The organism is Spirosoma sp. 48-14, from assembly GCF_001898575.1.
Taxonomy (GTDB): Bacteria; Bacteroidota; Bacteroidia; order Cytophagales; family Spirosomataceae; genus Spirosoma.
The window spans coordinates 1-22359 of sequence record NZ_MKUD01000075.1 but is presented as its reverse complement, the minus strand read 5'-3'; the positions used below and the strand labels follow the sequence as shown (position 1 = coordinate 22359).

General features: G+C 51.0%; 28 protein-coding genes. 3 read left to right on the top strand and 25 right to left on the bottom strand.

Going from position 1 to position 22359, the window contains the following annotated elements; translation table 11 throughout:
- From BGO59_RS31505 to BGO59_RS31480, 6 genes are all read right to left on the bottom strand, one after another.
- A partial coding sequence (locus tag BGO59_RS31505) for an efflux RND transporter permease subunit (protein ID WP_293690906.1) occupies positions 1–389 on the bottom strand: 389 nt, incomplete at its 3' end.
- A 10-nt stretch (positions 390–399) separates the two neighbouring features.
- A complete protein-coding gene (locus BGO59_RS31500; RefSeq protein ID WP_138507203.1) occupies positions 400–1029 on the bottom strand; it encodes a class I SAM-dependent methyltransferase in 630 nt (209 codons plus the stop codon).
- Complete coding sequence (locus BGO59_RS31495) at positions 1010–2404, bottom strand: efflux RND transporter permease subunit (RefSeq protein WP_246082386.1); 1395 nt, start codon at positions 2402–2404, stop codon at positions 1010–1012. Before BGO59_RS31495 ends, BGO59_RS31500 begins: the two co-directional genes overlap by 20 nt.
- A 116-nt stretch (positions 2405–2520) precedes the next feature.
- The gene (locus tag BGO59_RS31490; protein WP_293690900.1) at positions 2521–2937 is read right to left on the bottom strand and encodes a hypothetical protein; all 417 of its coding nucleotides are present in this window, start codon (positions 2935–2937) and stop codon (positions 2521–2523) included.
- Positions 2938–3131: 194 nt separating this feature from the next.
- Positions 3132–3359, bottom strand: a complete 228-nt coding sequence (locus BGO59_RS31485; RefSeq protein ID WP_293690898.1) for a heavy-metal-associated domain-containing protein — start codon at positions 3357–3359, stop codon at positions 3132–3134.
- A 101-nt stretch (positions 3360–3460) separates the two neighbouring features.
- The gene (locus BGO59_RS31480; RefSeq protein WP_293690896.1) at positions 3461–4000 is read right to left on the bottom strand and encodes a helix-turn-helix domain-containing protein; all 540 of its coding nucleotides are present in this window, start codon (positions 3998–4000) and stop codon (positions 3461–3463) included.
- 245 nt (positions 4001–4245) lie between these two features.
- On the opposite strand from BGO59_RS31480, the gene BGO59_RS31475 reads away from it, so the two are divergent.
- Positions 4246–4464: a hypothetical protein gene (locus BGO59_RS31475; protein WP_138507206.1), complete on the top strand. Its 219-nt coding sequence runs from the start codon at positions 4246–4248 to the stop codon at positions 4462–4464.
- Between the two features lie 66 nt (positions 4465–4530).
- On the opposite strand, the gene BGO59_RS31470 is transcribed toward BGO59_RS31475, so the two are convergent.
- The 10 genes from BGO59_RS31470 to BGO59_RS31425 form a co-directional block, all read right to left on the bottom strand.
- Positions 4531–5097: an AraC family transcriptional regulator gene (locus BGO59_RS31470; RefSeq protein WP_293690891.1), complete on the bottom strand. Its 567-nt coding sequence runs from the start codon at positions 5095–5097 to the stop codon at positions 4531–4533.
- A 53-nt stretch (positions 5098–5150) separates the two neighbouring features.
- A complete protein-coding gene (locus BGO59_RS31465) occupies positions 5151–5642 on the bottom strand; it encodes a DUF3347 domain-containing protein (RefSeq protein WP_293690889.1) in 492 nt (163 codons plus the stop codon).
- A gap of 67 nt (positions 5643–5709) precedes the next feature.
- Positions 5710–7200: a multicopper oxidase family protein gene (locus tag BGO59_RS31460; RefSeq protein ID WP_293690887.1), complete on the bottom strand. Its 1491-nt coding sequence runs from the start codon at positions 7198–7200 to the stop codon at positions 5710–5712.
- The gene (locus tag BGO59_RS31455) at positions 7197–7976 is read right to left on the bottom strand and encodes a hypothetical protein (RefSeq protein ID WP_293690886.1); all 780 of its coding nucleotides are present in this window, start codon (positions 7974–7976) and stop codon (positions 7197–7199) included. The genes BGO59_RS31460 and BGO59_RS31455 overlap by 4 nt, the downstream gene beginning before the upstream one ends.
- Before the next feature lie 6 nt (positions 7977–7982).
- The gene (locus tag BGO59_RS31450; RefSeq protein WP_293690884.1) at positions 7983–8699 is read right to left on the bottom strand and encodes a DUF2231 domain-containing protein; all 717 of its coding nucleotides are present in this window, start codon (positions 8697–8699) and stop codon (positions 7983–7985) included.
- Positions 8700–8755: 56 nt separating this feature from the next.
- Complete coding sequence (locus BGO59_RS31445) at positions 8756–9199, bottom strand: 5-fold beta-flower protein (RefSeq protein ID WP_012931292.1); 444 nt, start codon at positions 9197–9199, stop codon at positions 8756–8758.
- Complete coding sequence (locus BGO59_RS31440) at positions 9196–9879, bottom strand: class I SAM-dependent methyltransferase (RefSeq protein ID WP_012931291.1); 684 nt, start codon at positions 9877–9879, stop codon at positions 9196–9198. The genes BGO59_RS31445 and BGO59_RS31440 overlap by 4 nt, the downstream gene beginning before the upstream one ends.
- A 4-nt stretch (positions 9880–9883) precedes the next feature.
- On the bottom strand, positions 9884–10750 hold the full coding sequence (locus tag BGO59_RS31435; protein WP_012931290.1) for a DUF2911 domain-containing protein: 867 nt from the start codon (positions 10748–10750) through the stop codon (positions 9884–9886).
- A gap of 14 nt (positions 10751–10764) precedes the next feature.
- Complete coding sequence (locus tag BGO59_RS31430) at positions 10765–11841, bottom strand: YncE family protein (protein WP_012931289.1); 1077 nt, start codon at positions 11839–11841, stop codon at positions 10765–10767.
- 166 nt (positions 11842–12007) lie between these two features.
- On the bottom strand, positions 12008–12469 hold the full coding sequence (locus BGO59_RS31425) for a hypothetical protein (RefSeq protein ID WP_293690880.1): 462 nt from the start codon (positions 12467–12469) through the stop codon (positions 12008–12010).
- Between the two features lie 190 nt (positions 12470–12659).
- Between BGO59_RS31425 and BGO59_RS31420 the strand changes: the two genes are divergently transcribed.
- Complete coding sequence (locus BGO59_RS31420) at positions 12660–13028, top strand: four-helix bundle copper-binding protein (RefSeq protein ID WP_012931288.1); 369 nt, start codon at positions 12660–12662, stop codon at positions 13026–13028.
- A gap of 56 nt (positions 13029–13084) precedes the next feature.
- Here BGO59_RS31420 and BGO59_RS31415 read toward each other — a convergent pair whose 3' ends face one another.
- From BGO59_RS31415 to BGO59_RS31375, 9 genes are all read right to left on the bottom strand, one after another.
- The gene (locus tag BGO59_RS31415; protein WP_012931287.1) at positions 13085–14134 is read right to left on the bottom strand and encodes a hypothetical protein; all 1050 of its coding nucleotides are present in this window, start codon (positions 14132–14134) and stop codon (positions 13085–13087) included.
- 110 nt (positions 14135–14244) lie between these two features.
- The gene (locus tag BGO59_RS31410) at positions 14245–14604 is read right to left on the bottom strand and encodes a helix-turn-helix transcriptional regulator (RefSeq protein WP_293690876.1); all 360 of its coding nucleotides are present in this window, start codon (positions 14602–14604) and stop codon (positions 14245–14247) included.
- Positions 14601–14804, bottom strand: coding sequence for a hypothetical protein (locus BGO59_RS31405; RefSeq protein WP_012931285.1), 204 nt, complete (start codon positions 14802–14804; stop codon positions 14601–14603). Before BGO59_RS31405 ends, BGO59_RS31410 begins: the two co-directional genes overlap by 4 nt.
- Before the next feature lie 173 nt (positions 14805–14977).
- Positions 14978–16006 carry a hypothetical protein gene (locus BGO59_RS31400; protein WP_012931284.1) on the bottom strand — a complete coding sequence of 343 codons (1029 nt, stop codon included), beginning with the start codon at positions 16004–16006 and terminating at the stop codon, positions 14978–14980.
- A gap of 210 nt (positions 16007–16216) precedes the next feature.
- Positions 16217–16468 carry a hypothetical protein gene (locus BGO59_RS31395; RefSeq protein WP_099073547.1) on the bottom strand — a complete coding sequence of 84 codons (252 nt, stop codon included), beginning with the start codon at positions 16466–16468 and terminating at the stop codon, positions 16217–16219.
- Positions 16452–16937, bottom strand: a complete 486-nt coding sequence (locus BGO59_RS31390; RefSeq protein WP_099073546.1) for a hypothetical protein — start codon at positions 16935–16937, stop codon at positions 16452–16454. The genes BGO59_RS31395 and BGO59_RS31390 overlap by 17 nt, the downstream gene beginning before the upstream one ends.
- A gap of 4 nt (positions 16938–16941) precedes the next feature.
- Positions 16942–17310 carry a hypothetical protein gene (locus tag BGO59_RS31385; RefSeq protein WP_099073545.1) on the bottom strand — a complete coding sequence of 123 codons (369 nt, stop codon included), beginning with the start codon at positions 17308–17310 and terminating at the stop codon, positions 16942–16944.
- Between the two features lies 1 nt (position 17311).
- Positions 17312–18424 carry a hypothetical protein gene (locus BGO59_RS31380; protein ID WP_099073544.1) on the bottom strand — a complete coding sequence of 371 codons (1113 nt, stop codon included), beginning with the start codon at positions 18422–18424 and terminating at the stop codon, positions 17312–17314.
- Positions 18424–19023: a recombinase family protein gene (locus tag BGO59_RS31375; protein ID WP_099073543.1), complete on the bottom strand. Its 600-nt coding sequence runs from the start codon at positions 19021–19023 to the stop codon at positions 18424–18426. The genes BGO59_RS31380 and BGO59_RS31375 overlap by 1 nt, the downstream gene beginning before the upstream one ends.
- 157 nt (positions 19024–19180) lie before the next feature.
- On the opposite strand from BGO59_RS31375, the gene BGO59_RS31370 reads away from it, so the two are divergent.
- Positions 19181–22291 carry a Tn3 family transposase gene (locus BGO59_RS31370; protein ID WP_099076847.1) on the top strand — a complete coding sequence of 1037 codons (3111 nt, stop codon included), beginning with the start codon at positions 19181–19183 and terminating at the stop codon, positions 22289–22291.
- Positions 22292–22359 lie beyond the last annotated feature (68 nt).

The window sequence follows — 22359 nt, the reverse complement described above, 5'->3', positions numbered from 1 at the left end:
CCAATCGTCGTCTTAACCCAGCGCATCACCCACCGGATGATGGGTTCATACACCCGTTCTAAGAAGCGATTAATCGGGTTAGCGTGGTCATCCTTGAAGCGGCCCTTCATGAACAGCGATAGCATCACCGGGGCCAGCGTCACCACTAATAGCGCATCAACCAGCAGGATAAACGTTTTGGTCCAGGCCAGGGGGTGAAACAACTTTCCTTCCTGCCCGGTCAGCAGAAACACCGGCAGAAACGACGTAATGATGATAATGGTCGAATAGAACACCCCCCGCGACACCTGAATGCTCGACCGCTCGATGATCGCCAGCCGTTCCTCGTCGGGGATTTCAACGTAGTTTTTAGGCCCGAATCCGAACCTTTTCTTTATCTTTTCCCACATGGTCTTTGAATCAGTTTTGATGCACTCGCTGAAACGAGCAGAACAGAAAGTTCTGATTCGTATCGAAGGGCGTAATGTGGTCCTCAGTAATGCACCGAAGTTTGCGGAAACCGCGAGCCAGCTCGTCAGTGAGGGTCTGTTCACTGTAGCGTCGAATGGGCAAACCGCTGCATTTTTCCGGGCCTGTTTCGGAGAATGTGCCAATAGTGACGTAGCCATTAGGAGACACACCAACACGGGCCGTGGTCATATACCGATTAATTTGTTCGGCGGTAGTCAGGAAGTGAAATGCCGCCCGATCATGCCAAAAGTTGAAGGGTTGAATCGGCGCGTAAGTTGTGATGTCACTCACAATCCATTCTACCCGATCCCCCCGTTCGCCCAACCGTTGTTTAGCCCGGTTGAGGGCTACTTCGCTGATGTCAAGGACGCTGATGTCTTCGTAGCCTTCATCCAGCAGAAAATCAACGAGCTTGCTGTCGCCCCCGCCGATGTCGATAATACGGGCCGACTTAGGCAACTGTGCCTGCCGAATGAAATCCAGCGACGTGACTGGTATTTCCTGGGTCCAGCTAACCTCGACAGCTTGCTTAGTTTGGTAGATGGTCTCCCAATGCTTTTTAGGTGCGTTCATTTCCATAGATCTCGGTTGGTTGAGGGGTAGCGGGGCGGTGCTTTTGTCCGTTCAGTTTGCCCTGATCGGTATTGTCAGGCTGGGTCGTTGGCGGTTGCTGATTGCGCTCTGCCATTAATTCAGCCTGCCGGGTGGCTAAGTTCTTATAGGCGTTTTCGGCCATAATGATGCCGTTATCGACGATCACCCCGATAGCCAGCGCGATGCCTGTCAGGGACATGATATTGGAGGAGATATCGAAGGCGTTGAGCAGAATAAAGCTCGTGGCGATGGTGATCGGAATCTGAATAATGATGCTGATGGCCGACCGCCAGTGCAGCAGGAACAGAATCACTACCAGCGACACGACAATCATTTCTTCAATCAGCGTGTGCTGAATCGATGCAACTGATTCCTGAATCAGCCCGCTACGGTCATAGACGATGTTGAACGTTACGCCTTCGGGTAGTCCCTTAGCTACCTCTTCCATTTTCTTCTTGACGTCGCCAATCACCTCGTCGGCGTTCTCGCCGTAGCGCATCACCACGATGCCGCCCACGGCCTCACCCTGCCCGTTCAGGTCGAAGATGCCCAGCCGGGTTTCGCCCGTCATCTGCACCGTCGCTACGTCGGCTACGCGCACGGGAACGCTGCTGATCGTCTTGAGCGGGATATTCTGAATCTGCTCGACCGATTGCAGATAGCCCGTCGTCTTGATAATGTAACCTATACCGCTGAGTTCAAACTTGCGGCCCCCGGCTTCGTTGTTGTTGGCCCGGATAGCCCCGATGACCTGCGGTACCGACAGACCGTAGTAAGTCAGCTTGTTGGGGTCAAGCGTCACCTGGTACTGCTTCTGAAAGCCACCAAACGACGCGATTTCGGCCACGCCCGGCACGTTCTGTAACCCAAATTTGACGTACCAGTCCTGTACGGCCCGCTGCTCACCGAGATCCATAGCGGGCGCATTGAGCGTGTACCAGAGAATATGCCCCACGCCCGTACCGTCGGGGCCAAGCGTCGGCGAAACGCCCCCCGGCAGCAGCCGGGCCGCATAGTTGAGCCGTTCCAATACCCGCTCTCTGGCCCAATACACCTCCGTGTCGTCGTTGAAAATGACATAAACGAAGCTCATGCCGAACATGGACGTACCACGCACATATTTCACCTGTGGCAGTCCCTGAAGGTTCGTCACTAACGGGTAGGTAATCTGATCTTCGATGAGCTGCGGAGAGCGGCCCATCCATTCGGTAAAGACGATGACCTGATTCTCCGACAGGTCGGGAATCGCGTCAATCTTGCTCGTTCTGACGGAGTACACGCCCCAGCCGAACAGCCCGGCTGCAATCAGCAGGACGATGAATCGGTTGCGTATGGAGAATTTAATTAAGCCCTCAATCATTGGGGTAGAATGGTTAAGCGGTAAGCAAACAGTATATAACAGAATAACTCAGTAACTGGCGAAATGGCCCAATAAAGCCACGCACAGTCAATGGGTTACCAAGAAAATCGATAAATTCAGATAAGCAGAGTACGCAGACGCAGAAACACATCGCGCTCGAAGGGAGGGAAATCGTAGCTGTGCGACGGGCGCATACCTGCATCATGGCTGGCTGCCAGCAGAGAGCGGAGCCACTGATGATAGACCAGTACCAGCGAAGGTTGATCATTGAGAACGTCCTGGGCGGGGGCCACCGATACCCGAACCGAAACATCAGCCGGGTTCACCGTTGACGAGCAGGCTTCGGAAGCACAGGACGCGGCAGATTCCGACCTATTTTCGGCGTTGGTCGAATGACCAGCCGAGCAGCAACAGGTGCAGGGAACGGCGGATTGGGTAGGACAGGCACGGCCAGTAACAGGCCGGAAGCCACCGAGTACCAGCATTAGCCAGAGTCCCCAACTTACCAAGCCTATGTTTTTAAGTGTCCGCACCAATGACTGTTTAATGTGAAAACTAATTTAGCACAAAAATAGTGCAAAATCGAACGGGCTGAGTTATAAGATTAAGGCCCGTTTATTATAAAATAATTGGGATTTTAACCGAAATGAATGCGTCTATCCGTTGGCTAAAGCCGGTTGGTATCCAGTTTATTATCAGACACCAACCGGTTTTAACCAAAAGGTTATTAACCTAACAATTCAGCTTTGTAACCGGCCTGCTGAACCGCCTGTTGAATCTGCTCGGCTGACACTCCATCTGCCTGTATCGTCAGCACTTTATTAGGGCTGGCCGTATCGACCTGCCAATGCTGTGCACCAACCGTTTTATCTAAAAATGGGGTTACAGTAACGATACAGCCGCCACACTTGATGTTTGTTTTAAACTGAATTTCAGATTGCTTTGTCGTTTCCATTTGTTTCACGAATTATCGGGTGAACTATAGACAAAGGTCTGCTATTCATAACCCGGATGCATTACACAATTTCGGGCAGTGCTTGTAAAATCTGTCGGTCGTTAGTTCATCCCAACGGGAGCAGTAACCAACCTGTGCGGTTTCTGGCCCATTCGGGCATCCCGGAGGGCCAAAAAATGAGCGGGTGGCAAGCCCCGCTCGGCATCTAAGTGCCTGATTAGATGGGCTTCGTCCTGATAGCCAGTTTGCCGGGCTACTTCAGCTATTGTTGCGTTGGAGTACGTGAGCCGTTCAATGGCCTTGTCTAAGCGTTGTAGCACGACATACCGACCGAACGTCATCCCTTCGGTCGCCAGAAATAAATCGTTAAGCTGTTCATAGGGGCAACGGGTCTGTTCGCTGAGGTGTTTTAAGAGGCTCCGAAGCGGTAGTGACCATTGGGCCAGACTATTCACTAATACGTTTTGGGCGTGTTCGATTACCTGCTGCTCCCGCTCATCCAACAGAAAAACTCCCCAGATACCAAGCAGAGGCTCCAGCTTGAGCCACAACCCCGTCTTCTTTATTGTAATCCTCCCCGGACGAATGGCGACGACCCGAAACCCGGCTTCCGAAAGTTCGTACCGAACACGTTGTATCAACCCGCTGCTGGTCAGTCCTTTAACCAATATAGTAGTCAGGCTGCTATTTATGTCTCCTCTCTCCCTGTTCATCAAACAAAAATGGGGAAACGAACCGGCTTTTGTTCTACAAAATTTTGGCCTGTCTTTACAGTTTTTTGCGAAATGAGCTAATCCAAAAATTTTACAAGTCTACCGTTGAACAACCGCGTCAGAGTAAGGTTCAAAACAGGTAGAAATAACATATTTCTTTTAACGAATTTGCCATGAAAAAGACAATCATTGCCTTTACGTTCTCGCTGCTGTTGGTTGGCGGAGGGTTCGCTCAAACCCAGAAACCCGCAAAAGCGGCCAAAAAACAGGCTAAGGCGACCAAAAAAATGGACCATAGTACCATGAAGATGAATGAAAAATCTGGCTCGATGCAGGGTATGGACCACAGTAAAATGGATCACAGTAAAATGAAGATGAAGAAAGATTCCTGAACCCACACAACGCAGCCCGGTCAAGTAGTTGACCGGGCCGCGTCCGTAACTGATCATTTCGACCGTCTATATCCAGTCCAGCGGGTTGCGGTCGGGAGCGTTTAGGTCACGGTACGTGGCTGGGGTCATGCCGGTTACCTGTTTGAATTGATTGGATAGATAGGATAGGCTGCTGTAGCCTAACTGCGTGGCAATTTCACTGATTGACAACTCCCGATAACTCAACAGTTCTTTGGCCCGCTCAACGCGCTGCATGATCCAAAACCGCTCAATGGTGATGTGTTCGGTAGTCGAAAAGATATGGCTAAGGTGTGCGTAGTCTTTACTGAGTTGTTGGGAAAGATAGTCCGACAGCGTGATATTCAGCTTCGCAATCTGTCCGCTTTGAATGAGGTCAATAATCAGTGATTTAATCTGGTTGACGGTTCGGGCTTTCCGGTCGGTCAGCAACTCAAAGCCTAATGCCGCTAATCCCTCCTCCAGCACAGCCAGCTCAATCAGGGTTCCTTCCACAGCCGCCCGGCCCAGTTCTATATGGCGAACCACGTACCCCTGTTGTTCGAGCTCCTGCCGGACTGCCCGCACACAGCGGTCACAAACCATGTTTTTAATATAAAGTTCCTGAATGGCCATTATAGACTATTTTTTGCACCCGGTCATGTTTCAGGCTGGCCGGGTGCAATCCCTTAAATTTCTTCTTTCACCGAACCACACTTCAGCATCTTATCGCCATAGTATGGGTTGCGAACTTCTTTTTTATCGCTCAACCAGGAGGCCCCTTTGCCATTGGCGGCCATTGGGCAGAACTGCACGTAAGACTTGGCCGGTTTGGTGGCTTTGGCCAGCGAAATCATGCTGGTCGAGAGCATCTCGAACTGCGCCCGCTGATCGTCCACATCGGTTGATTTACCGATGGCAGCAGCGTGAGTTTTGGCCATCGCTAAGGCTTTCTTATCGGTGGCTGAGAGTTTAGCAGCCTCGACCTTGCTCAGGGCTGCGGTCAGCGAGGTTGCCTGCGCTTTGGCTTTGGCCGCATCAGTAGCAACAAGTGCGTCTTTTACGCCGTAGTAGGCGGTCAGTGCGGGGGCAGTGTCCTGCGCCGAGGCAGCCGCCGAAAAAAGGGAGAGACTCAAAGCCGCCACAGCGAACCGCAAGGCGGAGAAACGACTGGTTTTCATCCGTATTAAAAAATTAAGTGAAACAAAATGGTAAACTAAAATTGATTTAGGTGACTTTTTTTTGATGTTAACTAACCCGGAAGTTGAGCATCATGCCGTCGTCCTCGTGTTCGAGATTATGGCAGTGGAAGACGAATGTGCCGGGCTTCGTAAACTGAGCGATAATGCGAACCCGCTCACCAGGCATAACCAGAACGGTATCCTTCCAGCCCTTTTCGGTGGCATTCAACGCATTTCGTCCACCTACCCGGTTCAACACCTGGAAAAACGTTCCGTGCAGGTGCATGGGGTGGGGTTCGTCGCCCTTGCTGTTATCGAACTCCCAGATTTCCGTATCGCCGAGTTTAACCGACTCGTCAATCCGGCTGCTCAGGTACGTTTTTCCGCCAATGGTATGCATACCGCGCATCGCCATGCCGTTCATGCCTTCCATAGAAATCCCAATGTCGAACAGGCGGGTTTTGGTCGCTGAAGCCGTTGAAAGGGGCAAAACCGTTCCGAGGGTCGCGGGCATCTGAAACGGGTCGGTTTCGGCTTTATTGACCGTAAACTTGAGGATATTGAATGCCTGCCCGCCCTGCGAGGTGGCCCCGGTAAAGGAGTTACTTTTCAGAAACACGTCGGTTCCTACGGCGACTTTGCCAAAATCAACCAGCAGATCGGCGCGTTCGCCCGGTGATAACAACAGAGCCGTGACCTGTTCGGGGGCAGTCAACAGACCACCATCGGAGCCAATAATCCAGAAGGGGGCGTTGTTGCTCAGAGCCAGGTTATAGATTCGCCCGTTGGAGCCATTGACCACCCGTAGCCGGTACATGCGGGTCGATACCGTCTGTACGGCACCAGCAACACCATTGACGATGATAGTTTCGCCCATGTAGCCAATCATCACATCGTCTATACTGGGATTATAAGTAGGCGCACCGTTGCCGTCTAAGCGTTTGTCCTGGATCACCATAGGCAGTTCGTAACTGCCCGATGGCAGGTTTAGGGCGCGCTCGGCGGGGGTCTCGACGATAATCATGCCGGCAAGCCCCAGATTTGCCTGTTTGCCGGTTTTTTCATGGGGGTGGGGGTGATACCACGCCATGTTGGCAGCCTGATTCAGCCGAAACGTATAGGTGAACGCCCCCCCCGCTTGTACTAACTGAGTCGGATGGCCGTCCATCTCGGCAGGCACCAGCAGCCCGTGCCAGTGGATATTCGATTCTTCGTCTAAGTTGTTGGTGAAGCGTAACGAAACATCGGAGCCATTCTGTACCCGAATCGTTGGCCCGAGCATACCGCCCCGATACCCCAGCACACGGGCGTTTTTGCCGGGCAAAATGGCATCGCTAACCGATTTGGCCGTCAACTGACTCGTTCCCGTAATCGTTTCGGGAAATCGAAGGGGTGTCGAAAACGGAATTTCGGTGACCGATGGCCCCATATTTTCCATGCCCGGAGTCATGTTCATGGCCGACATATCGTGGGTATTACAACCCGTCAGTAGCGACGAGCCGACCACCGACGAAACGGCTCCCAGACCAAGTGTTTTCAAAAAGTTCTGTCGATTCATGACGGAAGTGTAATTGGTTTATGGCGATTGGCTTTCTTTTGCCGAAGTTGGGGCGATGAAACAAAGTAGAGCGCAAACCCCGACAAAACCGTCAGTAGGCCAAGTCCGGAAAAGGCCCGTAGCAGGCTGTTATTGAAATCGTCGCGGCCTTCGTAGTCCATCGTGTGCAACATCCATAATAGGTCGAATACCCGCCAGGGGTCGGTTCGCACGCTCTGCACCGTCCCCAACTGAGCCGCTACATAAACCGTCGCGTGCGCTGGTTGCCGAAACGTTATGGCGTAGGCAGGCAGGGGTTTTTTACGGTATTCGTGGTGGCGGTTGGTGCTCGTTAGGTACTCGACTCGCTCGACGGTAGATGGCCCCACGAAGCGTTGTCTGGCTAACGCAGTAGCCTCCGCCTGCGTCAGTTCACCCCGGAGTTGTCCCGTCGCTGCGTTAGCTAACTGCATATGCGCCATCGAGTGACCATTGCCATGTTGCATTCGGTAGTTTAGCTGGTAGATAGGCTGGTTCAGCACCTCAATGAGGGCTATGTTCAGGATAGAATCGACACCTTTTTGCTGCAAAGACCGAAGTGGAACCGACGGTGAAACCAGCGACATTGAAGCCGGCAATCCGACAGCCGGGCGTTTGAGGTGGTCGCCGTGGATGTCGTCCAGATTCGACCAACTGAAATACAGCCCGCCCACCGTCCAGAGCAAAAACTGGATGCCAATGAACACCCCCAGGTAGCGGTGCGTTTTGCGAATGCGTAAATGCCAGGTTCGGTTCATCCTCAGTTACTTAGCTTCCTCTGGATGTTTGTGTTCGTGCCGATTGCCATCAGCCGGGCCTTCCTCATGCTGTTCGAGGTATGCCCCGCGCGGCCCGATGCCATACAGGTACGTCAATGCTCCGCCCTGATGCCCGGCCAGCCCTACGGCAATACCGGCCCCGACGAGAACCAGGGCCGTAACACCTTCCAGCCACTTCAGCGGTCGCCAGAGAGTTACGCCTTTCAGCAGCGTACCGGCCAGTCCCAGCCAGAGGGTATAATCGGCGTAGGTTTCATGGGTTTCTAAGGCTATCTGAGCGGCATCGCTCAACCCATCCGTATGGGGATGCACAAACGTACCGGCGACATAAGCCCCTACCGTGCCACCAAGCGCAATTAGAAAGGTCAGCCAGTTCAGCGGACTGGACGGTCTGATTAGGGCAACCAGTTGTAGCAACGCGGCCAGTAACAGCAGGATGATGGGGACATGCACGACCATCGGGTGGTACGTTGGGTAGTCATCTAAAGGAGCGGGCATGGGAGCCATTGCCTGCACCTGATCCATGTGCATACTATCGGCAGCCATGCCCGCGTGAGTCATCGGCCGGGCAGAGGTCATGGCCGAATCGTGTCGGGCCGAGTCTATCGGAGCTTTCTTCTTTTTGTGGCCGCCATGCCCAAAACTGAATTGCACTGACGCAACTAAAAGCAGCAGTACCCAGATGATGTGTCGTTGTCTCATAATCGTAGTATGTGTTAGCTAATCAGCCCGTATAAAAGGGACCTTATTATCCAGATTTATTGCTTATGTGTGTGCCCAGCCTGAAAGCAATGCAACGCACAAGCCGAGCCTTTGTAGCTGTCGTGTACGTTACCGATCTTTTTACCGTTCGCATCAACGATGTCGCAAGTCTCATCGGCGTTGTCCTTAATGGTGAACATCAGGTCGCCGTTGGCATCCATGTATGTTTTGCCATCTTTCCCCATGCGACCCATTTTTTTACCCGTTTTGGCATCTACTAAGTTGCCTTGCCCATCCACGAAAGCGATTTTCTGGCCCTTAGCATCCATAATCATCCGGTCTTTGGAAACCGTGCCAACCGTAGCGCCGGTGCCGTCTTTAACCTGCCCACTGGCATTGATGCTCATGGGATTTTTGTAGTTGGCTGACTGGGCCAGCAACAGCGAAGGCGTGCCCAACAGCAGGGCGAACAGGGCAAAAAACAGGGATTTGGTTTTCATCGTATTGTCGTTTGATTAATGTAGGTTGGTTTGACTGCATAGTACAAGGCCATTGTTCCAAAAAGGGTGTTGACTTGTCCGGTCTGAGTAATCTGCCGAAAACCACCATCGTAGAGCATATTTGGTATAAGCCCGCGTCCATTTGCCCTGGTTGTATCAAAACCGTCAAAGAGTTGAAGCCCGTAGAACAGCAGCCGCATGGCATCGTTGGCGGGTTCCCCCCAATCCGCTAAGGCAAGTGCGCCACCCGGTATCAGCACCCGCCACATCTCCCGGATTGACTGTTTTTTGTCTGTATCCGACAAGTGATGGAGCAATAAACTACAGGTCACAATGTCCATGCTTCCATCGGGATAAGGGAGGGCCGTCGAAAGTCCCTGTTCCAGTGTCACGGGCCACCCGGCGTGGGCGTGTTTTTGCCTGGCTATTGCCAAAACCGTCTCGTCACCATCAAGACCAAAAACGCTGGCATCAGGAAAGAGCCGATGCAACAGCAGAGCTTGTGTCCCCGTACCGCAACCGACATCCAGTACGTAATGCGGCTTTTGATCCCGTATTGGGTCAAGCAACAGCATTCGGAAAAGGTCTTCCCGCATAGTCAGGGCCATGATTTGGTCGTAAAACCGGGTCAGGCTGTTCCAACGCAGGGCTGGTTTGTAAGTCGGAGACAGCGTTTTCATAAAGTCACAGTTTCTTCTCCCACCCGGCAATCAATTGATTGTTCAGCGTGACGAACTCGGTAAACTTCTTTTCGGCGGCTAATTCCGACGATTTGCGGGCTACAGCAATGGCCGTTTTATAATCGCCTGTTTGTGCCAGCAACTTAGCCTGGAGGTGCAGGTAGTTGAAGGCCGGTTTGAGGGTGGCGGCTTTAGTGGCCCAGGCCAAAGCCTGTTTCGGGTCTTTACCCGCGTCGAAATAATACAGGGCCGACTGGTAAAATACGCCCGGCTCCTCGTCGGTAGCCGAGGCTGTGCGCTTCAAAATTTCGGTCGTAATCCGGTCGTCGGCATTGCTCACGAGCGGGAAATGAACTGACGTATTGGCCCAGGTCAGGTACAGGTTGGCCTGATTTTTCACGACATCCTGCACCTCGATGGTGAACGATTCGTAGAACCGCGCCGACGAATCAGGTTTGACGGCAAACCGCAGCACATCGTTTTTTGCGTCGTAGCCCGTCGTGCCGTGCCCTTCGGTGTAGGAATTCAGGATCACCGTCCACTCAGTGCGAGTGGGAATGGTGAAGAGCGAATACTTCCCGGCGGGCAGCGGTTTTCCGGCTACAGTCATCGGGTCGGAGATGGTCAGGATGGTGGCATCCGACGCGCCGGTGCGCCACAACTCGCCGTAGGGAACCAGCTTGCCGAAGATGACCCGGCCCTTCACCGCCGGGCGGGAGTAGTTGATCGTCAGGTCGGTAAAGCCGATTTTCTGCATCACCGTAGCCGATGGCGATGGTTCGGGCATACTCAGTTGGGCCGACGCGGGCCGGGCCATTAAGCCAGCCAGCAGGGCAATGGCCAGCATTGATTTTGTTAAGGAATTGGTCATGTGAATTGGTTAGATTAATACTTAAGCACGATGCCGTTGGGCTTCTTGCCAACTGAAATGTCTTTGATTTTAGTGCGCTTGGCTACGTCCAGAACAGACACCGTTGCGGCTCCCTGATTGGTGATATAGGCCGTGGCTCCGTCTTTGGTGAAAACAATAGCGTGGGCATCCAGGCCCGTCATAACCTCGCCCATCTTCATCCAGGCTCCATTCATTCGCTCGAAAATGACCACTTTATTGCCCGTTCCGGCCTGACTGACCCAGAGTTCGTTCCGGGTGGGATGATAAGCGGCATAACCCGGTGTAAAGCCCAGTTTCACGGTTTCGACCACCGATAGCGTGTTTACGTCAATGACGCTGATGCTTTGGCCTTTTTCATTATCCACGTACATTCGGCCATCCGCGCCCGGCCAGGCACCAACCGGGTCTTCACCAACGGCAATGGTCTTCGCCACCGACTTGTCAGAAACTTTAATGACAGACACTGAATTGCTCATGCCGTTAGCAACAAACGCATATTGCCCATTGGACGACATCGTTACCTCGGCGGGTTCCATACCGACCGTAATGGTATTTTTCAGAGCCATTGTACTGGCGTTATAAACCAGTACCTTGCCCGTCATATCCATTTGGGAAGTCCAGATTTCAGTTCCATCGGCGGAGAAAACGGCGTTATGGTTCATCACCGGAGTTTGCTGGTTTTGGGCTGTTTGGCCCGTTACCGGGTTGACCACCAGTACGCGGCCATTCATTCCGGTTGTTCCCCCCGTATGCCCGGCACTGAGGTCCATGCCCGGCACACCGATGCCCAGTTTGCTGCCATCGGGCGAAAGGTAAATATGGTGCGGCCACATAATCATGTTGCTCATGTTCATGCCGGTCATAGAAGCGTCCCCAAACGAAATAGTTTCTTTCACCTGTTGCCCGGTTAAGTCAATAACCGACAGGCTGTTTCCCTCAGCATTGACCACGTAGGCGGCTGGGTAGTTGATGTTCAGCATTGGCTGAGTTGCGTTCATGTTGTCCATGTTCATGCAACCTGCCAGGGGGATAAGCGGCAGTAATGCCACCAGTTTAGTGTACTTAGTCATTGTTTTAGTAGGTTTGTTGAATTTTATAGAAATACCGGACAACCTTACGTCGGATGTATATCCGAACAGAAATAAGACGATGCCAGGTGGAGAGACTACATGCCAAAAGCCGCAGACCAAGACGCACTGATGCGTCTGCCAGCGGTAATGGCACGAACGAATCGGCTCAGATAAGCCAACTACAGAGAGAGGTTAATCGGAAACGCCCGGATCGGATTAACGGATCGTCGGGCTGTTGGGGAGCAGAGGAAGGCTCACTAATCGGTAATAACACGGATAGGAACCGCGCTAACTGGGCAAAAGAGGGAAGATCACTGATAATCGGGTTCACCTCGATAGCGTGAACAGCGTTCGATTGTTCGGTTTTTAAGTGTTCATACCGAGCGACTTCCTTACAACAGGGTGTTCTGTGAATTGTCCGGGTTGATTTGTCCTGCGGACAGGCGGCTTCCTCTGAACAGGCTTTTAAACACGCCTTGGGCATTAGGTGGCTCTCGACCTTCTTGCCACTCATTAGGCACCAGTGGTCCACCACGACGAAACCACTGCTGGCAAACAGCACGGACCCCGCCAGCCACAAACACAGCAGACGAGTAAACCAGGACCGATGGACAACAGGGTTTTTCACGCTGCAAACATAGGGGTTATTCTGAATAGGTAGTGTTGTAAGATTTTCAGAGTGTCTTATAAAACTTTTCGTTTGTCTGTCAAGGTCAGCTGTTTACTCCTATTATCCTATCGAGTGGTCTGGGAAGAAAAACCTTACTTCATACAACCTGTTAATCACGTAGAAACAAAACCTCAAATTTATTTTAAGTATGACAACTGCCTTAGCCCCTCAACAGTATCAGGATTGCATCGAAGCCTGTCAGGCCTGCGCTGTCAGCTGCGATGCCTGCGTCGAAGCCTGCCTTTCAGAACAGGACGTAATGATGATGGTGGACTGCATCCGGCTCGACCGTGACTGTGCTAAAATCTGCTATACCGCCATCTCGTTTATGGCCAGTGGTAGCGCACACGCGGCCGATGTGTGTCAGCTTTGCGCCCACATCTGCGAAGCCTGCGCCACCGAGTGCGAAAAACATGCGGCTCACATGGACCACTGTCGGCAGTGCGCCGAAGCCTGCCGTCGGTGTGCCGAAGCCTGCCGCAAGATGGCACAGGGGGCGCATAGTATAGCCGCTTAATCAGTTTCCCTTTCTGTCAAAAAGCCCGTAATAGATCGTATTATGGGCTTTTTGATTCAGAGATGTACTATTTTCATCATCACTTGTCCGTCGGCTTCCCAAACGCATATGGCTACCTGATCGGTCAGCGCGACGCTCGGTAGCTGGCCTTTGCCAAGGTTGATCGGATCATTTCCATTACGCTTTAGCCAAACTATACCCCCTTCATCCCAAACTACAGCAGTATCTGACGGGCCGGTTGCAGCCGTTATATTTCGACCTGTACCAATGGCTTGTTCGGCTTGACCCGGTTGGCAGGTAAACAAGGTATTTTCTCGTCGCCAGACAGTTAGTGGCTGACCCGCTGACGACAGCGTTACCGCACCCCCATCCATTGGGCAAGCATTCAATTTCCAAGTGCCGGAGCCAAGTTTTTGCGCCGGAGCAAAGGTCGCCCCGCCATTAGCCGAATGGGCCAGGTACAAATCACGGGAGCCATTAAGCCAGTTTCGGAATTGGATATACACCTCGTCTCCTGTGGCGGCAATTGACACTTTGCAGCATTCACATACAGTACCGCTGGGTGAGTGATACACCACCCGATTAGTTGACCAAGTGCGTCCCCCATCGCGGGAGGTAGTCATTACGATTTTATTCCGTTTGTCCTCACGCAGGTCCAGCCAGGTAGCGTGAAATACGCTTGGCGACGCACTGGCTATCGCCTGGAACCCTTCTTTGGCTATTTCGGGTACATCATTAATTCGTACCGCAGACGACCATCTGCCACTTTTCCGATCAAGCGAATAGGCGAACAGATTACCCGCTCGATTGACGGCGGTGATGACAACGTAGTTTTCAGTTGCTGCTATCTGTGGCCCTCGTTTGGCCCCAGCGACTAATTGCGATAACATAGCAACCGCAATCGGTTGGCTAAATGAAGCATGTTTTTTGGTAGCTACAGCATAGAAAATAGTCGAATCCTGACCATAGACCAAATGTACCATTCCTGTTTCATCAGCAACGACGACTGGTAGATGACCAGAAGCTACACGCTCACTGACCTCAGAAGGCAGATGTAGGGTAGCTAAAAAGCTGACAATTGAAACAACAAGCGTAATTAACCACATACTATAAGAAGGCTATCGGCCTCTGATTTTCCTTATTATGCACCACTGAGTCATTATCTTTTAGTATTTCTTGCCCGATTCCTTTTGGGCTACTTAGTTCTTACTCTGACTCAAGTCCGATCAATTTCGTAAGCCGCCGTTATGATTGCTGATAAAACATTGGCAACAACGGGAGATAGGGCCGAATCAGACCGGACTAAATTAATAATTTGGCCTTGTGAGTAATGCTGACCTATCTGTTGGACAGTTTGTGTTGGATCGGAATGGCTAAAGAATTGTTCGGGTTTCACATTAAGCCAGCTACATATACGCAAGAAAACAGCCATATCTGGACACTTGCCTACTTCCAGGCGGTGCAGAGTAGAAGCACTCACGTCGCTAATTTCGTCGGCCACTTCCCGGAGCGGACGATTCGCACGTTGCGCCCGTACCATTGTAGCCAACTTTTTGGTATCTAACTCGTAGCTCATGTGGATGAATTCTCCAAATGTGAGTCGGTAGCCGGATATACAGTTGCATAGCTGAAGAACTTTTGCTGCCCGGCGTACCGGGGGTTTTTGCCCTCTTGGACAGGCGAAAAGCCAATAGAGTACGGAAACACCGACTCAATCGTATCTGCCATCATCTTGACTTCTTCGGCTGTTTCGCCTTCTAATCGTAACCTGACCATGTTGCTATGAACTAAATGCTGATTGAGGAGTAAGCCTAACCTAAAAATATAATACAGTTTAAATTAAGCAAAATTCTATAATCATCAATTTATAATTGTATTTTTCTAATTAGAAAAATACAATTATAAATTGATTCGATACGAGGTCCTGACGTAATTCAACAAATGCCTAGTCAGTTCTCAGTTAACGCTAAGGTTGCCAATTCGTGGAAAATCGCTTCATCTTGTCGGTAGCGGTCGTTGATCGACAAAGAAGCCTGTGCGCCGAACAGGGTGAAATTAGCCGCATTATAGAGCAGCCATAAGTTTGATTCGCTTGATAAGAGCCGTTCTTCCTCAGCCATCCGCGCCATTGCTTGACGGGCCAACATCTTGGGCAGTTTGGCTTCAACAAGCAGTTTCTCAGCCCGTTCGTTAGTGATCGGCTGTTTAGCCATCCGTTCATACACCTTTAAGGTCAGTCCATTTTTCTGACTCAAAAACTGTCCGATAACCTTCTCCAAATACTGCTCGAAATGAGCTACGTTCAATCCCTTATGGTGAAACTTACGGGACAGTACTAAGTCAGATTCCTCCCCAATGCGTTCCTGATAGGTGTAAGCCTCCTGGAATGAGGTCTTCACTTCTTTAGCATTTTTATACTTCTTAGGCTTACCCTTCAACAACCAATTCAGGTAATCATCCAGATTCATGAACTCATCTGACCAGCCCATTAACCCATTGGAGCAAACCTGGCGATAGTAACTGATCCGCATCCGCGCTTTCTGATGTTTCTCGACCGTAGTTGTATTGACGACAGTGCCTTGTACCTTGAAGGGCATTTTACCATTGTATGAGTTGTTAAAGACAAGGGAGCGGCTTAACGTATCAGTCTGCTTGCCAATCTTAAAGGTCTCTCCTGGCACAATGACATTGATGGCGAATTCACCGTTGGGGGTACAGCGTATATCCAATTTGTAATCGGTAACCAGCCTGTCCACCACTCCCCGCAGCATTGAATTGTCAATAATGCTGTATTCATTGCTCTGAACGGCGAAGATGACGGGTTTTCGGCCAGCCGGTTCGCCGATAACCAGTTGTTGGCGATCAGTAGCTACCAACTCGTAGTCAGGGACAAGATTGGTAAAAGGAGTTGTGTAAATGGGGTAACAAACGTCCTCCCAAGCGGAGGTAATTATAGGGCGATTGCTAACAGAAGCCATAGTGTCTGTAATTATTGATTTGCAATTGCGTAAAAATAATTACATTTTTCTAATTAGAAAAATGTAATTACAGATTTTTTATTGATGATTATGTCCTGAATTGGGGTATTCTGTATAACTAGTACAAAACTTTCATGCACATACTATAACTCGCTAACGTTTAGGCGATTATCGCAGAAATTGCTGCCGATCATTGAGCGAATAAATAGATTATTTCACAATTTGACGATAAACGACATGTTCAACAACCGTAAATCGGTGCGATCCATTTAATGTCTTACGAAATGATTCGGCCAAAGCCTTGGTCGCAAATCGCTTCGCTCCATTGGGATTGAACGTCATTTGATAAGTCGTATTCATGAAGCCAACGAAATACACAGCCTGCGACTCGACGGCTTGATCACCTGGAACGCCCGCTCCTAGAATGAAGACTGTTTTTAGAGGTTCAGCTGCCTGATTCATTGTCATCGGTTAAGGGTTTACCACATTCGACATGAAACGCATAATCCTCCTCACTCAAATGTTGACGTAGAAACTCATCCATGCCCATGTCGTGTCGCTCCAAGACGTAGCGTCGGAATGGAAAACTGGTTTTCGCTTTTTCAAGCCCGGCTGCTTTTTCGGCCCGGCGGAGTCCGTCATGGGGCAAACCCTCTAAATACTCCTCAAAGTAGATCTGAAGGAGTTCCTGCGCGGAACGACTTGGGGTTTTAGGACTAAGTTGCTGCTCCAACCAATCCAGTAGATCCTGAGCCGGCGGGGTACTCTGATCCGCTGAATCAAACACCGCTAGCTCTTTCGCTCGGTTATAATAACAGTAGGTGGCATTCCCGATGCGAAACATACGAGCCATCCACTCCCGCTGATCTTCCGGTAGGCTAGCTAAGGCTTCCGCTTGGTTCTGGTTATATTTTTCAATGGGATGACGCATGACTTTACTGAATAGGGGGCATTTTTAGTTTAGACGAGTCATGATACAGTTGAGAATCGCTTTCGCTTAGATGCTGCCCCTTGATGAAACGACTTATTCCGTAAATCTGATCATAACCAATCTTGATACGCTCCCGCTGGGCCGGCAATTGATTCTTTAGAATGACGTCGCACAGCATCCCGTCATTGACAAATTCAGTATTCCAGATCGAATCGTAATCCAGAAATAAAGGAGCCTGCCACCAGCGCGTAATTTCCCGATCGGTGGGTGGCTGTATGTCGAAATAGTTGTTATAGAGCCAATAATAGTATTCCGGTTTCTGTAGATCAGTAACCATCTGATGCAGGATCGCGGGAATAGTGGTTTGATTCATATTACGTATCGAAGGTGTAAATGTGTCCTTTGGGCGGTGTGCCGGCTTCTTTATTGACGATAGTGGGTTTGATCCAGATATAGCGCACTTCTCCTAAACCGGCCCCGAACCGCTGATTGCGCCAGTGACCACGGCGCCAGTGAGGAGCCACTTTATGAACCGAGCTATCCGCAGACTTACCAGCCGGAGTTTGCTGACCACTAAATCGTTCCCCTACGTAATTGATCCGCGTGTAGCCTGAGTCATCGATTTGTTTCTGGGCAATTTCTTTGCGGTGTTTCGTTGTAGCTGATTTTAACCGGTCCATCAAATGAACAGGCAGATCCGGCGGATAAACCTGCTTGACGTCCCGTTCTGGCCAGTTTAGATACAGCAGACAGTTAATAACGGCCGGTAAAGTCCGATCAATCAGCGAATTATAAATACCAACTAATGTTTCCCCCTGCGAAATACCTACGTGCCGTACATCCCAGGCAAAATGTTCTTTTTGATAGCCAATCGTACTCCCTACGGTGTGGTCAATGCCCTGCTGGTTATAAGGCAACAGACTGAAATGCCGAATGGACTGTTGATACAAGAAGCCTAGCTGGTGGCCATATTGCTGTTGCAAGGGTCCGTAATCACCAGCTAGAATAATGCGCAATCCACTCTCGTCACCGGCCTTGGCACTGATTTCCCGCATCGCGAACTGCTCAATGTATACGCCATCCACGATCTCAGCAGACCCTTCTATAAAGGGTATATTTAGGGAGCGTAGCGATAAATAAAAGGAAGGGTAAGGAGCTTGTAAGCGACTTAATTCTACGTCATCGACATCCGTATAGGCCAATAGGTCTAACAGTTCCGGCGTAAAGTGGACGATGTTTCGTCCGCCATGATTCCATTCCCCCCAGGCCACAAATTCATCATACACCCATTCCCGTTTTAACTGTTCGGATAAGCTCATGCCATCGTAGCGAAAGCGGGTAAATCCCTTAAACTCCTCGTGATAGGGTCGGTAGCCCTGGCCACGGCTGTACTCAAAAAATCGTTGAACGTCTTTACTATGCTTTTCAAATTTGTGCTGCTTGCCAAACCAGTGGGGAAAGAAGTAGCTATAGGGCTGTTGTTTCATTAGTTGAAGGGTCGGGCCGCCGAAGCGGTAGCTTGTCGACTAGCACTGACAATCTTATACACGGTAGCCGAGGAAGGAATCGAAAACGCCTGCATGATCTCCCGAATGGTTCGTCCTTCTCCGTACGCGCTTCGGACCATGGGGGCAATTTGCTCATAACGAGCACTCAGGCCCTTCTTGCGACCACCCGTCCGCCCCCGGGCTCGGGCGGCTTCCAGGCCAGCTTTGGTACGCAGAATGAGTCGCTTACGCTCATGTTGGGATAGAATGGCAAACAGTTGAAAGATAAATTCGCCATGGGCAGTGGTCGTGTCAATCAGGGGTTGGGTAACGCTCTTAAAGCGAATGCCTTTCTGATTCCACTCATCCACCAGCATAATCAATTCTAGGGTGGTACGGCCCAGCCGATCAATATCCCAGACCACCACTTCATCACCCCTACGCACTTGTTCGCGCATCTTATCAAATTCAGGTCGAGACTTGGCGGCTCCGGATAGCTTTTCGGTATAGATCCGATCGCAGCCTTCCCGCTTCAGGGCATCAGCCTGAAGGTCATGATTCTGCTCGTCCTTGGAAACGCGGATATAGCCAAATTTCATGGTGACTTTTCACAAAACTCGTTAGGTTTGCAAATAAGTGAAATTTGATTTTGCAAACAACAAGCTGAAACAAAAATAGGTAGGGTAAGGCAGCGGAGAGAAGCGCTTGTTGAGATTTCGTTTTTTTGATCGTTTGATTGAAACGTCTTTCTGCCTCATGGCACGTAGTATTACCATCCTCGATGAGGCTCAGCGCCGGGAGTTCGACCGACCGCCCAAGTTTACCTACCAACAGCGCAAGTTCTTCTTTACCCTACCCGGCTGGGCTGACGACATCCGGCGTGAACTGCTAACCCCACATACCCAATTGGGCTTTATCCTTCAGGTAGGCTACTTCAAGATGACCGGTCGTTTCTTTAGCCCTAAGTATTTTGCAGCTACTGACGCCGACTATGTGCGTCGACACTGGCGCTTAGTGGGGGCCGACCTGGACCGCTACGATGGAGCCACCATCGGCCGCCATCGCAGTCTGATCTTGGCTAACTTTGGGGTAACCCCTTTTGACGAGGGCCAACGAGTCCACACCCTTGAGCAGGCGACTGCCTACGCCCGGCGACAGATGAATCCGGTAGCCGTCTTTCGCTCAACAGCCGACTACGTACGCGCTCACCGGATTGAGGTGCCAACGTATGCTGCCCTGGCGGGGGTAGTCACTCAAGCCTTCCGATTGGTCGAAACGCAGATCAGCCATCAGCTCCACCAGTATTTAACGCCTGCCATGCAACAGCGACTGGATGCTCTGGGCGAGTGGGATAACAACGGGCCTAGTCAGCGCAAATCCGATCAGCTGCAACCACCAGGAGCTGAACCCGATACGGCAGCCACCCTCTGGCGCTACCGGCTAACCCGCTTCAAACGCCCCCAGGAGGTGATGAAACCCTCGGTCATCCGCGAGAATGTGCAAGCCTATAGCTGGCTTAAACAAACCTACTTCCTGTTGCAACCCGTCCTGGAGGCACTCATGCTCAGCGACGAAATGATTCAGTACTATGCGGGTTTCGTGCTGCGGGCACGCCATCATCAAATCTTCCCGACCGGTGAGTCGGGTGCCAACGAGCCAGCCACGCGCAAGTATTTACTGCTCATCAGTTTTGTCGTCTATCAGTATTATTCGTTGGGTGATCTCTTGACCGAAACGCTGTTGTCAGCCGTACAGACCCATTTGAACGCCGTTAAACGGGAAGAGAAAGAGCGACTCTTTCAGCACCATCAGACGACCGAGCAAGACCTGACCGACGTACTGGATGGTGTACAAACGCACGCGCAGTGGTTAACCGTACTGGAAGATGTCGCCTTTTCATTTTCCAGGACCCACGAAGAAAAAGTGGCCGGGCTGGTCGAGTGGCTACGAAGCAGCACGACTCAGCAGTTCCAGCATCTGCCGCCCAAGGTGGACCGTCTCCGCCAGGGATATCGGTCAGGGCCCCTTCATTACCAGATCATCGAAGAGCGATCGCGAGCCTTACAAAGCCGTTTTGCCGATATCCTGCGGCAGGTTGACTATCAGACGGCACCGGATGATGCACTAGGCGCAGCCTTGAGGGAGTTTCGCCAGCGCGATGGCCAGTTGGGGCCCAATTTGTCAACCGATTTTCTACGACCAGCCGAGCGGGTGGCGCTGCAGAAAGCATCCAGCAAGGTATCGCTGTATAAAGTGCTCCTGGCTCAACACGTAGCTGAGTCCCTGAAGTCTGGCCGGTTGAATCTACCCGCTTCCTTTCAGTACCGCCCCTTTGATGAGTATCTCTTCCCGTTGACCAGCTGGCTGGCTGATCGGGATGGACTTTTGAAGCAGGCCAGCTTATCACACCTGACGGATTGTGGTACCGTGCTAGCTAAGCTAAAAGAAGACCTGGATCACCACTTTACGCAAACGTTTGGTCACCTGGATGATGGCACCAATCTCCATGTACAACGCCGTCGTAATGGGCAGCCCCGCTTCACGGAAACGAAGCTGGAACCCGCTCCGAACCTTGACATTGACTTGTTTCCTCAAGAACGATTCATTCCCATTTACGAAGTACTCCACACCGTCAATCAGCATTGCCGATTCACCGACTGCCTGGAACATTTTACGAACCGGCCAGGCCGGGGACGTCCCTCGGAAGGCACCCTGTTTGCCGGTTTACTAGCCTACGGCTGCAACATCGGCGTGAATAAGATGGCTTACACCGCCAAGAATCTAACCTTAAACCGGTTGGAGAACGCCATTAACTGGTACTTCTCCGTCGATAACTTGCGGCAGGCCAATGATCAGATCGTCGCCCTGATGGGCAAATTGCCGGTTAGCCAGTTGTTTCGACGGTTGCCTGACCAATTGCACACCGCATCGGACGGTCAGAAGTACCATATCGCTGTCGACTCCATCCACGCCAACTACTCCTATAAGTACTTTGGTCAGGAAAAGGGCATCACCATTTATAGCTTCATGGATGAGTTGCACCGGTTATTTTTCTCGACGACGTTCAGTTCGCGGGATCGCGAAGCGGGTTACGTGCTGGATGGTCTGCTGCATAATGAGGTAGTCCAATCAGATATTCATAGTACCGATACGCATGGCTATACCGAAGTCATCTTTGCCTTGACGTATCTGTTGGGGATCCAGTTTGCACCCCGCATTAAGGAATTTCAAGACAAAAAGCTATATCCTATGCCCGACATGGCCGTGCCCGATCTGAAGAACTATGTGCTCAAGGTTGGTAAGCCGGTCAACCTCCAACTGATTGAGCGGCATTGGGATCAGATCCTGCGGCTGGTGGTCAGTCTGAAACTGAAACATGTCACGGCATCGTCCGTGCTGCGCCGGCTTAATTCCTATTCTCAGAAGCACCCGGTGTATCAGGCCTTGCGCGAGTTAGGCCAATTAGTACGGACCAAGTTTCTGCTGGAGTACATGGATAACAGCGAGTTACGTAAACGCATTGATACTCAGTTAGACAAGCTTGAAAGCGCTCATCAGTTTGCGCGGGCTGTTTTCTATGCCAACAGTGGCGAGATGCAGTATGCTTCCAAAGAAGAACAGCAACGCACGGATACCTGCAAGCGTTTAGTGCAGAACTCGATTATCTGCTGGAATTACCTGTACCTGACCAAACAGGTGGTTAAAACGCCGGAGCCCGCCCGTCAACTGCTGGTTGACTTGATTGGGCGCTCTTCGCCGGTCAGCTGGCAGCACGTGAACTTGCAGGGTGAATTTGATTTCAGTGAAGAATCGTTGCGCGATTTAGTTGAATTTGATTTGGCTGAACTGCTGAGCACTCCAATATAATTAATAATATAAGCTCTTGTTTGTCAGAGAGATAAGTCTACGCCATGAAAGTTTTGTACTGCTTTTAC

Coding starts and splice junctions, on each gene's coding strand:
- BGO59_RS31500 (WP_138507203.1), bottom strand. CDS start 1,029: ATGGAAATGAACGCACCTAAAAAGCATTGGGAGACCATCTACCAAACT.
- BGO59_RS31495 (WP_246082386.1), bottom strand. CDS start 2,404: ATGATTGAGGGCTTAATTAAATTCTCCATACGCAACCGATTCATCGTC.
- BGO59_RS31485 (WP_293690898.1), bottom strand. CDS start 3,359: ATGGAAACGACAAAGCAATCTGAAATTCAGTTTAAAACAAACATCAAG.
- BGO59_RS31475 (WP_138507206.1), top strand. CDS start 4,246: ATGAAAAAGACAATCATTGCCTTTACGTTCTCGCTGCTGTTGGTTGGC.
- BGO59_RS31470 (WP_293690891.1), bottom strand. CDS start 5,097: ATGGCCATTCAGGAACTTTATATTAAAAACATGGTTTGTGACCGCTGT.
- BGO59_RS31465 (WP_293690889.1), bottom strand. CDS start 5,642: ATGAAAACCAGTCGTTTCTCCGCCTTGCGGTTCGCTGTGGCGGCTTTG.
- BGO59_RS31460 (WP_293690887.1), bottom strand. CDS start 7,200: ATGAATCGACAGAACTTTTTGAAAACACTTGGTCTGGGAGCCGTTTCG.
- BGO59_RS31455 (WP_293690886.1), bottom strand. CDS start 7,976: ATGAACCGAACCTGGCATTTACGCATTCGCAAAACGCACCGCTACCTG.
- BGO59_RS31450 (WP_293690884.1), bottom strand. CDS start 8,699: ATGAGACAACGACACATCATCTGGGTACTGCTGCTTTTAGTTGCGTCA.
- BGO59_RS31445 (WP_012931292.1), bottom strand. CDS start 9,199: ATGAAAACCAAATCCCTGTTTTTTGCCCTGTTCGCCCTGCTGTTGGGC.
- BGO59_RS31440 (WP_012931291.1), bottom strand. CDS start 9,879: ATGAAAACGCTGTCTCCGACTTACAAACCAGCCCTGCGTTGGAACAGC.
- BGO59_RS31435 (WP_012931290.1), bottom strand. CDS start 10,750: ATGACCAATTCCTTAACAAAATCAATGCTGGCCATTGCCCTGCTGGCT.
- BGO59_RS31430 (WP_012931289.1), bottom strand. CDS start 11,841: ATGACTAAGTACACTAAACTGGTGGCATTACTGCCGCTTATCCCCCTG.
- BGO59_RS31420 (WP_012931288.1), top strand. CDS start 12,660: ATGACAACTGCCTTAGCCCCTCAACAGTATCAGGATTGCATCGAAGCC.
- BGO59_RS31415 (WP_012931287.1), bottom strand. CDS start 14,134: ATGTGGTTAATTACGCTTGTTGTTTCAATTGTCAGCTTTTTAGCTACC.
- BGO59_RS31410 (WP_293690876.1), bottom strand. CDS start 14,604: ATGAGCTACGAGTTAGATACCAAAAAGTTGGCTACAATGGTACGGGCG.
- BGO59_RS31405 (WP_012931285.1), bottom strand. CDS start 14,804: ATGGTCAGGTTACGATTAGAAGGCGAAACAGCCGAAGAAGTCAAGATG.
- BGO59_RS31400 (WP_012931284.1), bottom strand. CDS start 16,006: ATGGCTTCTGTTAGCAATCGCCCTATAATTACCTCCGCTTGGGAGGAC.
- BGO59_RS31395 (WP_099073547.1), bottom strand. CDS start 16,468: ATGAATCAGGCAGCTGAACCTCTAAAAACAGTCTTCATTCTAGGAGCG.
- BGO59_RS31390 (WP_099073546.1), bottom strand. CDS start 16,937: ATGCGTCATCCCATTGAAAAATATAACCAGAACCAAGCGGAAGCCTTA.
- BGO59_RS31385 (WP_099073545.1), bottom strand. CDS start 17,310: ATGAATCAAACCACTATTCCCGCGATCCTGCATCAGATGGTTACTGAT.
- BGO59_RS31380 (WP_099073544.1), bottom strand. CDS start 18,424: ATGAAACAACAGCCCTATAGCTACTTCTTTCCCCACTGGTTTGGCAAG.
- BGO59_RS31375 (WP_099073543.1), bottom strand. CDS start 19,023: ATGAAATTTGGCTATATCCGCGTTTCCAAGGACGAGCAGAATCATGAC.
- BGO59_RS31370 (WP_099076847.1), top strand. CDS start 19,181: ATGGCACGTAGTATTACCATCCTCGATGAGGCTCAGCGCCGGGAGTTC.